At 66.9% G+C, this 14,571-nt stretch carries 13 protein-coding genes; 6 read left to right on the plus strand and 7 right to left on the minus strand.

What is annotated here, in order from left to right; translation table 11 throughout:
* Positions 1 to 67: 67 nt before the first annotated feature.
* The 4 genes from rplI to rpsF form a co-directional block, all read right to left on the minus strand.
* Positions 68 to 514, minus strand: coding sequence for a 50S ribosomal protein L9 (gene rplI / locus ACWD26_RS05345; RefSeq protein ID WP_142153548.1), 447 nt, complete (start codon positions 512 to 514; stop codon positions 68 to 70).
* A gap of 18 nt (positions 515 to 532) precedes the next feature.
* Positions 533 to 769 carry a 30S ribosomal protein S18 gene (gene rpsR, locus ACWD26_RS05350; RefSeq protein WP_003949403.1) on the minus strand — a complete coding sequence of 79 codons (237 nt, stop codon included), beginning with the start codon at positions 767 to 769 and terminating at the stop codon, positions 533 to 535.
* Positions 770 to 851: 82 nt separating this feature from the next.
* A complete protein-coding gene (locus ACWD26_RS05355; RefSeq protein ID WP_451266395.1) occupies positions 852 to 1,445 on the minus strand; it encodes a single-stranded DNA-binding protein in 594 nt (197 codons plus the stop codon).
* A 77-nt stretch (positions 1,446 to 1,522) separates the two neighbouring features.
* On the minus strand, positions 1,523 to 1,813 hold the full coding sequence (gene rpsF, locus ACWD26_RS05360) for a 30S ribosomal protein S6 (RefSeq protein WP_005482942.1): 291 nt from the start codon (positions 1,811 to 1,813) through the stop codon (positions 1,523 to 1,525).
* 265 nt (positions 1,814 to 2,078) lie between these two features.
* Here rpsF and ACWD26_RS05365 point away from each other — a divergent pair, with 265 nt between their 5' ends.
* From ACWD26_RS05365 to ACWD26_RS05375, 3 genes are all read left to right on the plus strand, one after another.
* A complete protein-coding gene (locus tag ACWD26_RS05365) occupies positions 2,079 to 2,381 on the plus strand; it encodes a hypothetical protein (RefSeq protein WP_451266397.1) in 303 nt (100 codons plus the stop codon).
* Between the two features lie 223 nt (positions 2,382 to 2,604).
* Positions 2,605 to 3,726 carry a peptidoglycan bridge formation glycyltransferase FemX gene (femX, locus tag ACWD26_RS05370; RefSeq protein WP_451266399.1) on the plus strand — a complete coding sequence of 374 codons (1,122 nt, stop codon included), beginning with the start codon at positions 2,605 to 2,607 and terminating at the stop codon, positions 3,724 to 3,726.
* A gap of 65 nt (positions 3,727 to 3,791) precedes the next feature.
* Positions 3,792 to 4,823 carry an alanine racemase gene (locus tag ACWD26_RS05375; protein ID WP_451266401.1) on the plus strand — a complete coding sequence of 344 codons (1,032 nt, stop codon included), beginning with the start codon at positions 3,792 to 3,794 and terminating at the stop codon, positions 4,821 to 4,823.
* Positions 4,824 to 4,946: 123 nt separating this feature from the next.
* Here the strand turns inward: ACWD26_RS05375 and ACWD26_RS05380 are convergent, their stop codons facing one another.
* Positions 4,947 to 6,455: a glycosyltransferase family 87 protein gene (locus ACWD26_RS05380; protein WP_451266656.1), complete on the minus strand. Its 1,509-nt coding sequence runs from the start codon at positions 6,453 to 6,455 to the stop codon at positions 4,947 to 4,949.
* Between the two features lie 187 nt (positions 6,456 to 6,642).
* Positions 6,643 to 9,306 carry a transglycosylase domain-containing protein gene (locus ACWD26_RS05385; RefSeq protein WP_451266403.1) on the minus strand — a complete coding sequence of 888 codons (2,664 nt, stop codon included), beginning with the start codon at positions 9,304 to 9,306 and terminating at the stop codon, positions 6,643 to 6,645.
* A gap of 372 nt (positions 9,307 to 9,678) precedes the next feature.
* On the opposite strand from ACWD26_RS05385, the gene ACWD26_RS05390 reads away from it, so the two are divergent.
* The 3 genes from ACWD26_RS05390 to ACWD26_RS05400 all read left to right on the plus strand — a co-directional run bounded on the left by ACWD26_RS05390 (position 9,679) and on the right by ACWD26_RS05400 (position 12,854).
* A complete protein-coding gene (locus ACWD26_RS05390; protein ID WP_451266405.1) occupies positions 9,679 to 10,359 on the plus strand; it encodes a helix-turn-helix transcriptional regulator in 681 nt (226 codons plus the stop codon).
* Between the two features lie 44 nt (positions 10,360 to 10,403).
* The gene (locus tag ACWD26_RS05395; RefSeq protein WP_451266407.1) at positions 10,404 to 11,486 is read left to right on the plus strand and encodes an inositol-3-phosphate synthase; all 1,083 of its coding nucleotides are present in this window, start codon (positions 10,404 to 10,406) and stop codon (positions 11,484 to 11,486) included.
* A gap of 78 nt (positions 11,487 to 11,564) precedes the next feature.
* Positions 11,565 to 12,854: an MFS transporter gene (locus ACWD26_RS05400; protein WP_451266409.1), complete on the plus strand. Its 1,290-nt coding sequence runs from the start codon at positions 11,565 to 11,567 to the stop codon at positions 12,852 to 12,854.
* A 140-nt stretch (positions 12,855 to 12,994) separates the two neighbouring features.
* Here the strand turns inward: ACWD26_RS05400 and ACWD26_RS05405 are convergent, their stop codons facing one another.
* The gene (locus tag ACWD26_RS05405) at positions 12,995 to 14,443 is read right to left on the minus strand and encodes a CCA tRNA nucleotidyltransferase (RefSeq protein ID WP_451266411.1); all 1,449 of its coding nucleotides are present in this window, start codon (positions 14,441 to 14,443) and stop codon (positions 12,995 to 12,997) included.
* Between the last annotated feature and the right edge of the window lie 128 nt (positions 14,444 to 14,571).

A 14,571-nucleotide genomic window follows, 5' to 3' on the forward strand; every position in this document is an offset into this window, starting at 1 on the left:
TGACAAGCATGTGGGGCCGCACCCTTCACGGGTGCGGCCCCATACGCCAATTCAGCGAGTGCAGCCCTTAGGCCGCGACAACCTCGATGTTGACCTTGGCGGCAACCTCGGGGTGCAGACGCACGGACGTCTCGTGGGCGCCCAGCGTCTTGATCGGAGCAGTCAGCTCGATGCGGCGCTTGTCGACCTCGGGGCCACCGGAAGCCTTGATCGCGGAAGCGATGTCGGCCGGGGTGACGGAACCGAAGAGACGACCGGCGTCGCCGGAGCGGACAGCCAGACGGACCTTGACGGCCTCCAGCTGACCCTTGACCTGGTTGGCCTGCTCGATGGTCTGGATCTCGTGGATCTTGCGAGCACGACGAATCTGCTCGACGTCCTTCTCGCCACCCTTGGTCCAGCGGATAGCGAACTTCCGCGGGATCAGGTAGTTGCGAGCGTAACCGTCCTTGACGTCGACGACGTCGCCGGCAGCGCCGAGGCCGGAGACCTCGTGGGTAAGGATGATCTTCATTGGTCGGTCACCCTTCCTTTAGCGCGCGGTGGACGTGTAGGGCAGCAGCGCCATCTCACGGCTGTTCTTGACGGCCGTGGCGACGTCACGCTGGTGCTGCGTGCAGTTGCCGGTCACGCGGCGGGCACGGATCTTGCCGCGGTCGGAAATGAACTTCCGCAGCATGTTCGTGTCCTTGTAGTCCACGTACGTGACCTTGTCCTTGCAGAAAGCGCAGACCTTCTTCTTCGGCTTGCGCACAGGCGGCTTCGCCATGGTGATTCTCCTGTGTGATCAAGAAGTGTGGGGTACGGCCCCGCCCTCGACCTCAATGACCGGTGCTCCGGCCCAAGGGGTCTTAGAAGGGGGGCTCGTCCGAGTAGCCGCCACCGCCGCCGGAGCTTCCGCCCCAGCCGCCGCCACCGCCCTGGTTGCCACCGGCGGGAGCGCCGCTGGCCCACGGGTCGTCAGCGGGAGCGCCGCCGCCCTGCTGGCCACCACCGGGGCCTCCGCCCCAGCCGCCACCACCCTGGCCGCCACCGCCACCGCCACCGCCGCCGTAACCACCCTGGCCCTGGCCACCGCGGCCGGCGGTCTTGGTGACCTTGGCCGTGGCACTGCGCAGGCTGGCGCCGACTTCCTCGACGTCCAGCTCGTAGACCGTGCGCTTGACGCCCTCACGGTCCTCGTAGGACCGCTGCTTCAGCCGGCCCTGCACGATGACGCGCATGCCTCGCTGGAGCGACTCGGCGACGTTCTCCGCCGCCTGACGCCAGACCGAGCAGGTCAGGAACAGGCTCTCGCCGTCCTTCCACTCGTTCGTCTGACGGTCGAAGGTGCGGGGGGTGGACGCGACACGGAACTTCGCGACCGCCGCACCGGAAGGGGTGAAGCGCAGCTCGGGGTCGTCGACAAGATTGCCGACGACCGTGATGACGGTCTCGCCTGCCATGGGGGAACCTCTCGGCGGGTTTGCTGCTGGCTGCTTGTGCTGCTACTCGGATCCCGGGATCAACTGAGCGAAAGAGCTCAGTGGGTCTCGGGACGGAGGACCTTGGTCCGGAGGACCGACTCGTTCAGGTTCATCTGGCGGTCGAGCTCCTTGACGACCGCAGGCTCGGCCTGCAGGTCGATGACCGAGTAGATGCCCTCAGGCTTCTTCTTGATCTCGTACGAGAGACGACGACGGCCCCAGGTGTCGACCTTCTCGACCTTCCCGTTGCCCTCACGGACGACGGAGAGGAAGTTCTCGATCAGGGGGGCGACAGCGCGCTCCTCCAGATCGGGGTCGAGGATGACCATCACCTCGTAGTGACGCATGTGGAACCCACCTCCTTTGGACTCAGCGGCCACGGTCGTTCCGTGGCAGGAGGGTTGTGATGCGTACGCAACGGTATCGGCCGCCACTGACAATCGGGGGTCCCCGCTGGGGGATCCCTGTCATGGCCTGGGCAGACACCGGTGCAGACGGTACAGACTACCCGCACACCCGCTTCCGGTTGAAATCCGGGGGTGGTGACCGTCAGTCTGTACACATCGGGTGTGTATGGCGCTACGATGCGCCGCCTTCCGCAGGAGGTGCCCCATGGCACAGACATTGCGACCCAACATCGCCGGCTCTCTGCTCGCCACCGACGACAAGCCCCACCCCGTGCAGGACACCCTGCTCGCCGTGACGCTCGCGCTCGGGGCGGTCTCCTTCATCACGGCGATGTTCCACCATCTGCACCTGCTCAGTTCCTGGACGGGCCTGGTGGGAATCCTGACCGGCGCGTACGGGCAGTTCATCTCGGAGACCACCCGTGAACGCTTCGGTCTGATCGTGGGTCTCGGTGCCTCCGCCGTCGGTTTCTTCCTCGGCATGGCACATGGAGGCCTCTTCGGCTGACTCCGTACCCCGGCCGCGTGGACGGCGGACCGAGCCCCTCGCCGTCCACTGCCTTACATCGGACCAAGCGGCCGAATAACACCACCTGACGTCCTGGCCGCGCATCGGCCAAGGCCCAGGTTCCATACGGCCATCCGGGCCGCCCGCGGGGCGCAGTAGGCTTCGGCGCGAGAGCCGGAGCCCCTGTACCCATGGGGACACACCAGCCCGAGGAGCGCCCCGAATGAGCCTGACCCTGAGGACGATCAGCCGAGAGCAGCATCTGGCGTACATCCAGAGCCTGCCCGCGGCTAGCCACATGCAGGTCCCGGCCTGGGCCGACGTCAAGGCCGAGTGGCGCTCCGAGAGCCTCGGGTGGTTCGACGGCAAGACCGGTGAGATGGTCGGTGCCGGCCTGGTGCTGTACCGCCAGCTGCCCAAGATCAAGCGCTACCTCGCCTATCTGCCCGAGGGTCCGGTCATCAACTGGTTCGCGCCGAACCTCATCGACTGGCTGGAGCCGATGCTGGCGCACCTGAAGCACCAGGGTGCCTTCTCGGTGAAGATGGGCCCGCCGGTGATCATCCGGCGCTGGGAGGCCACCTCCATCAAGGCGGGCATCCAGAATCCGGACGTGAAGCGCCTGCGCGACATCGAGGCGGACTTCATCGAACCGCGTGCCTTCGAGGTCGCCGACAAGCTGCGCCGCATGGGCTGGCAGCAGGGCGAGGACGGCGGGGCCGGCTTCGGCGACGTACAGCCTCGCTACGTCTACCAGGTGCCGCTCGCCAACCGTTCCCTGGAAGAGGTCCACAAGAACTTCAACCAGCTGTGGCGCCGCAACATCAAGAAGGCCGAGAAGGCGGGCGTCGAGGTCGTCCAGGGCGGCTACCACGACTTGGAGGAGTGGCAGCGGTTGTACGAGATCACGGCCGTGCGCGACCGCTTCCGGCCCCGCCCGCTGTCGTACTTCCAGCGCATGTGGACGGCCCTCAACACCGAGGACCCCAACCGCATGCGGCTCTACTTCGCCCGGCACAACGGCGTGAACTTGTCCGCCGCCACGATGCTGGTCGTCGGCGGGCACGTCTGGTACTCGTACGGCGCCTCGGACAACATCGGACGTGAAGTCCGGCCCTCGAACGCGATGCAGTGGCGCATGCTGCGCGACGCGTACGCCCTCGGTGCGACCGTCTACGACCTGCGCGGCATCTCCGACTCCCTGGACGAGACGGATCACCTCTTCGGCCTGATCCAGTTCAAGGTGGGCACGGGCGGCCAGGCCGCCGAATACCTCGGTGAGTGGGACTTCCCGCTGAACAAGCTGCTCCACAAGGCGCTCGACATCTACATGTCGCGCCGCTGACGCCCCCGTTTTTGCTTCCATACCTCTGATACACCGCAGCCACTAGAAAGGTTCCGGGACCGGCCATGGCGCTCACGCTCTACGTCGACACCGCGCGCTGGCGGGCACACCACAAGCACGTTCAGGAGCAGTTCCCGGGACTCGTCCCCGTCTGCAAGGGCAACGGCTACGGCTTCGGGCACGAGAAGCTGGCGGAAGAGGCCACGCGCCTCGGGTCGGACGTCCTCGCCGTCGGCACCACGTACGAGGCGGCCCGGATCAAGGACTGGTTCAGCGGCGACCTGCTGGTGCTGACGCCCTACCGACGCGCTGAAGAGCCCGTACCACTGCCCGACCGCGTCATCCGCTCCGTGTCGTCGGTCGACGGCGTGTACGGCCTGGTGGGCGCCCGCGTCGTCATCGAGGTCATGTCCTCGATGAAGCGGCACGGCGTGAGCGAGCAGGAGCTGCCGCAGCTCCACGCGGCCATAGAGAACGTGCGTCTGGAGGGCTTCGCCATCCACCTGCCGCTGGACCGCACCGACGGCTCGGACGCCGTCGAGGAGGTCATCGGCTGGATGGACCGCCTGCGCGCGGCCCGCCTCCCGCTGCACACGATGTTCGTCAGCCACCTCAAGGCCGAGGAACTCATTCGTCTCCAGCAGCAGTTCCCGCAGACTCACTTCCGGGCCCGTATCGGCACGCGGCTGTGGCTGGGCGACCACGAGGCGACCGAGTACCGCGGGGCCGTACTGGACGTCACGCGAGTAGCCAAGGGCGACCGTTTCGGTTACCGCCAGCAGAAGGCGGCCTCCGACGGCTTCCTTGTCGTCGTGGCGGGCGGTACGTCGCACGGGGTGGGTCTGGAGGCCCCCAAGGCCATGCACGGCGTCATGCCGCGCGCCAAGGGTGTCGCCCGCGCGGGCCTCGCGACAGTCAACCGGAACCTTTCTCCGTTCGTCTGGGGCGGCAAGCAGCGCTGGTTCGCCGAACCACCCCACATGCAGGTGTCGATCCTCTTCGTGCCGTCGGACGCCCCGGAGCCGAAGGTCGGTGAGGAGCTGGTGGCTCATCTGCGCCACACCACCACCCAGTTCGACCGCATCGTCGACCGCTGAGCCCTCGCCTCTCCAGGGGCGGAGAAGCGGATCGGCGAGCGGGATCGACCAGTGGCCGCGCGGAAGGCCGTACACGAGTTCTCGTGTACGGCCTTCCGCGTCGTCCGCCTGTGCGTTGTTCGCTCAGGGCGAACCGTCTCTCGGGCCACGGCTGCCCCACTCCACCTGCGGCCCCTCGAAGTGCATCGCGTGCCGCGGGGGACGAGCCGCCGCGCCGTAGACATGGACGTCCTCCGCGCCGTCGAGCACCCCGCCGGAGGGATCGTCGTCGCCGGCCCGGCGCACCATGTCCCGGTCCGGCATGAAGATGTCACGCACGACGACGAGACACAGATAGAGCGTCCCCAACAGGTGGGCCACGATGGCGAGTTGGTAGCCCTCGGCAGGCAGACCCTTGTGGGCATCGCCGCTGGTGGTGTACGCGAGATACATCCAGATCCCCAGGAAGTACGCGACCTCGCACGCCTGCCAGATCAGGAAGTCCCGCCAGCGAGGCCGGGCCAGCGCGGCGAGGGGGACCAGCCAGAGCACGTACTGCGGCGAGTAGACCTTGTTGGTGAGGATGAAGGCCGCGACGATCAGGAAGGCGAGCTGAGCGAAGCGCGGGCGGCGTGGGGCGGTCAGCGTGAGCGCCGTGATGCCCGCGCAGACAAGCACCATCGAGACCATCGCGTACGCGTTCGCCGTCTCGGCGGTGATCTGGATGTTCATCCGCTGCGCGATGACGAGGAAGAAGGAGCCGAAGTCGACGCCGCGCTCCTGGCTGAAGCGATAGAACTTCACCCACCCCTCGGGGGCCAGCAGCATCACCGGAAGGTTCACCGCGAGCCAGGCCCCGACGGCACCGAGCAGGGCGGTCCCGTATGCGCGCCACTTGCCCGCCCGCCAGCACAGCACGAAGAGCGGCCCGAGCACCAGGAACGGGTAGAACTTGGCAGCCGTGGCAAGCCCGATCAGCACACCGAAGGCGAGAGGCCGATGGCGCGACCACATCAGCATCGCGGCGGCCAGCAGGGCCACGGCGAGGAGGTCCCAGTTGATGGTGGCGGTCAGCGCGAAAGCGGGCGCCAGGGCCACCAGAAGGCCGTCCCAGGGTCGCCGGCGGTGGATGCGCGCACAGCAGACGGCGATGACCGCCGCGCACGCCATCAGCATCCCGGCATTGACCATCCAGTACCACTGCTCTTGCTCCTGGATGGTGCCGCTGCCGGGGGTGAGCCAGGCGGCGACCTCCATGAACACACCGGTCAGCACGGGGTACTCGAGGTACTCCATGTCGCCGGGGATCTTGTCGAAGTACGGCACGAGGCCGTCCGCGAAACCACGCCCCTGGTAGAGGTGCGGGATGTCCGAGTAGCAGGCGTGTGTGTACTGGGAGCTGGCTCCGAAGAACCAGGCTCCGTCGTAACAGGGCAGCTTCTGCACCATGCCGAGGGCGAACATGCCGATCGCCACGAGTACGACGACCCGTACCGGCGTCCACCAGGACGTGCCGAGCAGTGCCCGCCGCCCGATCGGGCCACCGATCAGCTCACTGCCGGTCGAAGCGACCTCGTCCTCCTTGGTCGGCCGCACCGGCTCCGGCTCGTCCACGCTCACTCGCGTCGTCTCTGCACTGGGCATGCCGCACATCCTGCCGTACGCGCCTAGGGATACGCCGAGGACCACCGCATCCCGTCGCATGCGAGGGCTCATGTTTCACGTGAAACACCTCTCAGGCCGCCCTGTCTGATTCCCCCGGCGAACAAGGCAAGGGCCACCGCACCAGATCGGTGCGATGGCCCTTGTTTCACGTGAAACACGTCCCCCCGGGCGGGGGCTATCCGGTGTTGCCTCCGAAGAGGCCCCCGTTCTGGTTGCCTCTTGTGTCTTCCTCGGACTCCGACGGTGAAGCGGTCACCCCACCATCGACACCTCCGGTGTCTGTACCGCCCGTGTCCGTACCACCGGGCTCCTCACAGGTGGGATCGAACGGGTTGGTGCAGACCTCGCTGGGGGACGGAGACGGCAGGATCTCGCTCTCGGTCGGCGTCGGGCTCGGCTCGGGGCTCTCCTCCTCCGACTCGGTCACCGTCGGGGTGGGAATCGGGTCCGGGTCGTCGTTGACGATCACACCGATTGGCTCGGGCTCCGGGAAGTCCTTCGCCGGGACGCCCTTGAGCGCGTCCTCCATGTAGTCGTGCCAGATCTCGGCCGGGAACGAGGCACCGTGGATCGTCTCTTGACCACCGGTGCCGTACATCTCCAAGAACGTCCGGTTCTTGTTGGACTCGTCGTCGTCCATGCGGTACATGCTGATCGCTGTCGACAGCTGCGGCGTGTACCCGACGAACCAGGCCGACTTGTTGCCGTCGGTGGTACCGGTCTTGCCCGCCACCTCACGGCCGGTCAGCTGGGCCGAGGTACCTGTTCCCTCGTCCACGACGGTCTTGAGGACGTCGGTGACGTTGTCGGCGACCTCCGACGTGAAGGCACGCTTGGGCTCCGCGACGTCATCGTGGTCGAACACGGTCAGACCCTCATGCTCGACCGTCTTGACGGAGAACGGGTCGTTCTGCTTGCCACTGGCGGCGAAGGTCGCGTACGAGCCAGCCATACGGATCGCGCTGGGATCGGAGATGCCGATCGAGAAGGACGGGAAGCCGGTGCCGGTGAGGCTGCCTTTCTTGAGGCCCGCCTCGATGGCCGCTTCCTTCACCCGGTCCAGGCCGACGTCCATGCCCAGCTGGACGAAGGCGGAGTTCGCCGAGACGCGCATCGCCTCACGGAGATCGATCTGGTACTTCGGTGGGCTGCCGTACGACTCGTCGCCGTCGTTGGCCTGCAGCCACTCCTTGCCCTCTTCGTTGGTCCAGATGTCGCCGTTGTAGTCCCTGATCTTGAGATCGTTCTTGCCGCTGTAGAGGCTCTTCGGCGAGACGATGGTGCGCTCGTCCTGCGCCTGGTCCGGATCGAGACCGGGGTCACGCTTGCCCCAGGTCATGGCTGCCGCCAGGACGAAGGGCTTGAACGTCGAACCGACCTGTGCGCCCGTGACGTCGGCGTTGTTGGTGAAGTGCTTGGTGGCGTCCTCACCGCCGTAGATCGCCTCGATGGCACCCGACTTCGGGCTCACCGACGCGCCACCGAACTGCACATGGGTGTCGGTCTCCGGACGCAGGTCCGGCTTGATGTTCTCCTTGCGGACCTTGTTCACGGCCTTCTCGAGCTCCTTGACCTTGTTCTTGTCGAAGGTCGTGTGGATCTCGTAGCCACCCTGTTCGAGCTGCTTCTGCGTGATGTCCGTGTTGTTGAGGATGTAGCCCTTGGCCGTGTCGACGAGGTAACCGATCTGGCCGCCGAGCTGGGCATTGGACCGAGGGCTCTGGATCTTGGGGAACTCGGAGTACTTCGCCCGATCCTCCGCGGACAGATGCTTGTCCTTGACCATCTCGTCGAGGATCCAGCTCCAGCGCTCCGTGGCCCGCTTGAGGTTGGCCTGCGGCGTGGCCGCCGGGTCGATCGACGTCGCGCCGGCCGGGTCGTAGTACGTGGCGCCCTTGAGGACGGCGGCGAGGAAGGCGCACTGGCTCGCGTTGAGCTTGTCCGCGTCCGTGCCGAAGTACGTGCGGGCGGCCGCCTGAATGCCGTAGGCACCGCGTCCGTAGTACGCGGTGTTCAGGTAGCCCCGCATGATGTCTTCCTTCTCGACCGAGGTACCCACCTTGACCGAGATGAAGAGCTCCTTGACCTTCCGCGACAGGGTCTGCGACTGGTCGTCGAGCATCGCGTTCTTCACGTACTGCTGGGTGATGGTGGAACCACCCTGCGTCTGACCGCCCTTGGCCATGTTGACGACGGCACGGGCGATGCCCATCGGGTCGACGCCGCTGTCGGTCTCGAACGTCTTGTTCTCGGCCGAGATGACGGCGTACCGCATCTCCTTGGGAATTTTCTCGTACGCGATGATCTGACGGTTGACCTCACCACCCGTCGCGACCATCTGGGAGCCGTCCGACCAGTAGTAGACGTTGTTCTGCGCCGTCGCGGCCTGGGCCGGGTTGGGCACGGCCACGACCGCGTATCCGATGCCGGCCGCCGCCACCAGGCATCCGAAGAACCCGATGAACACTCCGGTCACCTGGCGCCACGAGGGCACCCAGCGCATCGCCCCGTACTTGCCGGCGCGCGGATAGTCGATAAAACGCTTCTTACCTGGCGGGGCGGCGCGCCCACGGCCACGACCGGGCCCGCGCCCCGCGGGTTCGGCCGCTCTACGACGGCCGCCGCCCGGACCGGTGCCGGTGCTTCTCTGCGCCGCTCGTCGAACCGCGGCGCGGCCCTCGTACTGGGTCTCCTCACCCCCCGAGCCATAGGTCTCGGAAAGTGACCCGGTGGCGCCCCGCGGTGCCGCGCGGCGGCCGGAGGACGCCGACTGGCCGCGTCGGGCCGCGGCACGTCCGCCTCCCTGCGGCTGCGGCGGTTTGCGACGGTGCTCGCTCATCGAACGACTACTCCTCGGGCAGGCGCACCCGTGCGCGCCTGGAAACGGCGGCTGGTTTCCGGTCCCCCCGAAGTACGGATGCGGTCGTGTGGGTATTCATCCGTACCGCACCTAGGACGACGACGTGCTCAAACGTCACTCGGTTCCCAGTGGTGTGCATGCCGCACAGACTACGCACCGCCAAAACCCACTGGGCACCGAACTTCACCCCAAATCAGGCAACTTGCTTCCTACTAATCGGTGATGTGATCCCGTTCACCGCGTCCCCACTTGTCGCATCCGTAGGGGCGTTCTATCGTCTGGATGTATCGAGTCGATACATCAGCTCGGCATAAACGTGCCGCCAGCGCGAGTGGGAGAGGGGAGGCGACGATGAGCCGGCGCTCCGGGATCCTCGAGTTCGCCGTCCTCGGCCTGCTCCGCGAAGCCCCGATGCACGGCTACGAGCTGCGCAAACGACTCAACACGTCACTGGGTGTGTTCCGTGCGTTCAGCTACGGGACGCTCTACCCCTGCCTCAAGACGCTGGTCGCCAACGGCTGGTTGATCGAGGAGTCGGGGGGTGCCCCAGAGGATGCCGCCGCCGCACCGCTCACGGGCCGCCGCGCCAAGATCGTCTACCGGTTGACGGCGGAAGGTAAGGAACACTTCGAGGAGCTGCTCTCGCAGACGGGCCCCGACGCCTACGAGGACGAGCACTTCGCCGCTCGCTTCGCATTCTTCGGGCAGACCTCCCGTGATGTGCGCATGCGCGTCCTGGAGGGCCGTCGCAGCCGGTTGGAGGAACGGCTGGAGAAGATGCGCGCCTCTCTGGCGCGCACCCGGGAGCGCCTCGACGACTACACGCTTGAGCTCCAGCGCCACGGGATGGAGTCCGTGGAGCGCGAAGTGCGCTGGCTGAACGAGCTCATCGAGAGCGAGCGGGCGGGCCGGGACCTGAAGGGCCCCGCCCACGGAGAAACCGCTCGCGACACCACAGAGGGAGCGCCGGGCGCCCTGCCCCGGCCCGGGGACGCCCCCGGTCCGGATGCGCCCGGCGACACCGCCACGTGAGGTCCCTGCCAGGACCTCACTCGTACACACAGGGAGCAACCGGAATGGGTTCGGTTCGCGTAGCCGTCGTCGGCGTGGGCAACTGCGCCGCGTCGCTGGTGCAGGGAGTCGAGTACTACAAGGACGCCGACCCGGCGTCCAAGGTCCCAGGCCTCATGCACGTGCAGTTCGGTGACTATCACGTTCGTGACGTGGAGTTTGTCGCGGCCTTCGATGTCGATGCCAAGAAGGTCGGTCTCGACCTCGCGGACGCCATCGGGGCCTCCGAGAACAACACCATCAAGATCTGTGACGTGCCGAGCACCGGTGTGACCGTGCAGCGCGGCCACACGCTCGACGGTCTCGGCAAGTACTACCGCGAGACCATCGAGGAGTCCGCCGAGCCCCCGGTCGACGTCGTCCAGGTCCTCAAGGACAAGCAGGTCGACGTCCTCGTCTGCTACCTGCCCGTCGGTTCCGAGGACGCCGCGAAGTTCTACGCCCAGTGCGCCATCGACGCCAAGGTCGCCTTCGTCAACGCTCTGCCCGTCTTCATCGCCGGCACCAAGGCGTGGGCTGACAAGTTCACCGAGGCGGGCGTGCCGATCGTCGGTGACGACATCAAGTCGCAGGTCGGTGCCACCATCACGCATCGCGTCATGGCGAAGCTGTTCGAGGACCGGGGTGTGGTCCTGGACCGCACGATGCAGCTGAACGTCGGCGGCAACATGGACTTCAAGAACATGCTCGAGCGCGACCGCCTGGAGTCCAAGAAGATCTCCAAGACCCAGGCCGTCACCTCTCAGATCCCCGATCGTGAGCTCGGCGAGAAGAACGTCCATATCGGCCCCTCCGACTACGTCGCCTGGCTCGACGACCGCAAGTGGGCGTACGTCCGGCTCGAAGGCCGCGCGTTCGGTGACGTCCCGCTGAACCTGGAGTACAAGCTCGAGGTCTGGGACTCCCCGAACTCCGCTGGTGTCATCATCGACGCACTGCGCGCCGCGAAGATCGCCAAGGACCGCGGCATCGGCGGTCCGATCCTGTCGGCGTCGTCGTACTTCATGAAGTCCCCGCCAGTGCAGTACTTCGACGACGAGGCCCGCGAGAACGTCGAGAAGTTCATCAAGGGCGAGGTCGAGCGCTGACCAGGCGTTCTTAGTGGGTTGTGGAGGGTCTCCGGGTCATGTGCCCGGGGGCCCTCCCCGTATGTGAGGCTGTGCCCCATGTCCGTCGTGCGCGACCTGCGCGTCCTGCTCCGTTTCAGGAACTTCCGGCGTCTGCTGGCCGTACGACTGCTGTCCCAGGGAGCCGACGGCGTCTATCAGGTCGCGCTCGCCACATACGTCGTCTTCTCCCCCGAGAAGCAGACCTCGGCGGCCGCGATCGCCTCCGCGATGGCAGTCCTGCTGCTCCCGTACTCCCTCGTCGGGCCCTTCGCGGGCGTCCTGCTCGATCGCTGGCGGCGCCGCCAGGTCCTGCTGTACGGCAATCTGCTGCGCGCCATGCTGGCATCGGTGACAGCCGTCCTGATCCTGATCGACGTCCCCGACTGGCTCTTCTACGTCTCCGCTCTCTGCGTCACGGCGGTCAACCGCTTCGTCCTGGCGGGACTCTCCGCCGCCCTGCCCCGCGTGGTGGACGACGAACGTCTGGTCGTCGCCAACTCGCTCTCGCCGACAGCCGGAACGCTCGCCGCCACCGCGGGCGGCGGACTCGCCTTCGTCGTTCGGCTGGTGGCCGCGGACTCCGACGCCGTGGTGGTCCTCCTCGGCTCGGCCCTGTACCTGTGCGCGGCCCTCGCCTCATTGCGTATCGCCCGGGAGCTACTCGGTCCCGACCCCGCGTTGGTGCAGCCACGACTGGGCGCGGCGCTCGCCGGCACGGCACGTGGCCTGGTGGCAGGTGTACGGCATCTCACCGAGCCGGGACGGCGGGCAGCGGCCTGGGCGTTGGCATCGATGACGCTGATGAGGTTCTGCTACGGCGCTCTGACGGTCATGGTGCTCATGCTCTGCCGATACGCCTGGTCGTCCGACAGCTCTGGCGCATCCGGCTCGGACGAGGGGTTGGCCCTCCTCGGTCTCGCCGTGGGGATCTCGGGAGCGGGGTTCTTCGCCGCGGCGGTGATGACGCCCTGGGCGGCGGGGCGGTTGGGGCCGGGCCTTTGGATCGCCACCTGCGCTGCGGCCGCCGCCGCGCTGGAACCGGCCCTCGGCCTGCCTTTCACGGAAGTCCCCATGATGATCGCGGCGTTCGTTCTGGGTCTCGTCACGCAGGGGGCCAAGATCGCCACGGACACGATCGTTCAGTCCTCGGTCGACGACGGCTATCGAGGCCGGATCTTCTCCCTCTACGACGTTCTGTTCAATGTGGCCTTCGTCGGCGCCGCCGCCGTGGCCGCCCTGATGCTCCCTCCCGACGGCCGTTCTGTCGCTCTGGTGGCCACCGTGGCCGTGATCTACGGAGTGATCGCTGCGGCCATGGCCCGCTTCGGAGTCCCGCAGCGGCACTGATGCGAGGTGGGGATGTTTCACGTGAAACATCCCCACGCGGTACCTGCGTTCAGACTCCACGACACAGCAGAGCGACGCGATGTTTCACGTGAAACATCGCGTCGCTCTGCTGTTCTCCCGAAGTAACGGAGGATCTGCCGTCACGAAACGCGCGACGCCTGAGCCCACCACTCCTTGAGTGCCGCGACCGCCTCATCGTGTTCCATCGGCCCGTTCTCCAGCCGCAGCTCCAGCAGGAACTTGTACGCCTGCCCGATCACCGGGCCGGGGCTGACGCCCAGGATCTCCATGATCTGGTTGCCATCGAGATCCGGGCGGATGGCATCCAGCTCCTCCTGCTCCTGGAGCTGGGCGATGCGCTCCTCCAGACCGTCGTAGGCGCGAGACAGAGCGTTCGCCTTGCGCTTGTTCCGCGTGGTGCAGTCGGAACGGGTCAGTTTGTGGAGCCGGTCGAGGAGCGGCCCGGCATCGCGCACATAGCGGCGGACGGCGGAGTCCGTCCACTCCCCGGTGCCGTACCCATGGAAGCGCAGGTGGAGCTCGACCAGACGCGAGACGTCCTTGACGAGCTCATTGGAGTACTTCAGGGCCGCCATACGCTTCTTGGTCATCTTGGCTCCCACCACTTCGTGGTGGTGGAAGGAGACCCGGCCGTCCTTCTCGAAGCGCCGTGTCCGAGGCTTGCCGATGTCATGCAGCAGCGCCGCGAGCCGGAGCGTGAGGTCCGGTCCGCTGTCCTCCAGCGCGATCGCCTGCTCCAGGACGATCAGTGTGTGGTCGTAGACGTCCTTGTGTCGGTGGTGCTCGTCCCGCTCCAGCCGCAGCGCCGGCAGCTCGGGCAGGACGTGCACGGCGAGGCCGGTGTCGACCAGCAAGGACAGGCCCTTGCGCGGGTGAGCGGAGAGGATCAGCTTGTTCAGCTCGTCCCGCACCCGCTCCGCTGAGACGATCTCGAGCCGGCCGGCCATGTCGGTCATCGCCGACACGACCTCGGGAGCCACCTCGAAGTCCAGCTGCGCGGCGAAACGCGCGGCCCGCATCATGCGCAGCGGATCGTCGGAGAAGGACTCCTCAGGGGTGCCAGGGGTACGAAGTAGCCGTGCCGAGAGGTCCTCGAGCCCGCCGTGGGGGTCGATGAACTCCTTCTCGGGGAGCGCCACCGCCATCGCGTTCACCGTGAAGTCACGGCGGACGAGGTCTTCCTCGATCGAGTCGCCGTACGACACCTCCGGCTTGCGCGAGGTCCGGTCGTACGCCTCGGAGCGGTAGGTCGTGACCTCGATCTGATAGCCGTCCTTCTGCGCCCCCACCGTGCCGAAGGCGATCCCGACCTCCCAGACGGCGTCCGCCCAGGGGCGCACGATCTTCAGCACGTCCTCGGGACGAGCGTCCGTCGTGAAGTCCAGATCGTTGCCGAGCCGGCCGAGCAGAGCGTCCCTGACCGAACCGCCGACCAGGGCGAGCGAGAACCCGGCCTCCTGGAAACGGCGGGCGAGGTCGTCGGCGACAGGCGACACTCGCAGCAGTTCACTCACCGCGCGGCGCTGTACCTGGCTCAGGGCACTGATGTCTTCGTTGGCGTTCGGCACAACAGAAAAGGGTACGTGGCGCTGGTGGCCGCGGTCGCCTCCATTGAACGCGCACAAGGGCTTCGCGCAGGTGACCCCATCGTCGACTCCTTGGATACGTGCACATAGGGGGACAGCCCGGTCTCGTC

The organism is Streptomyces sp. NPDC002787, assembly GCF_053592095.1.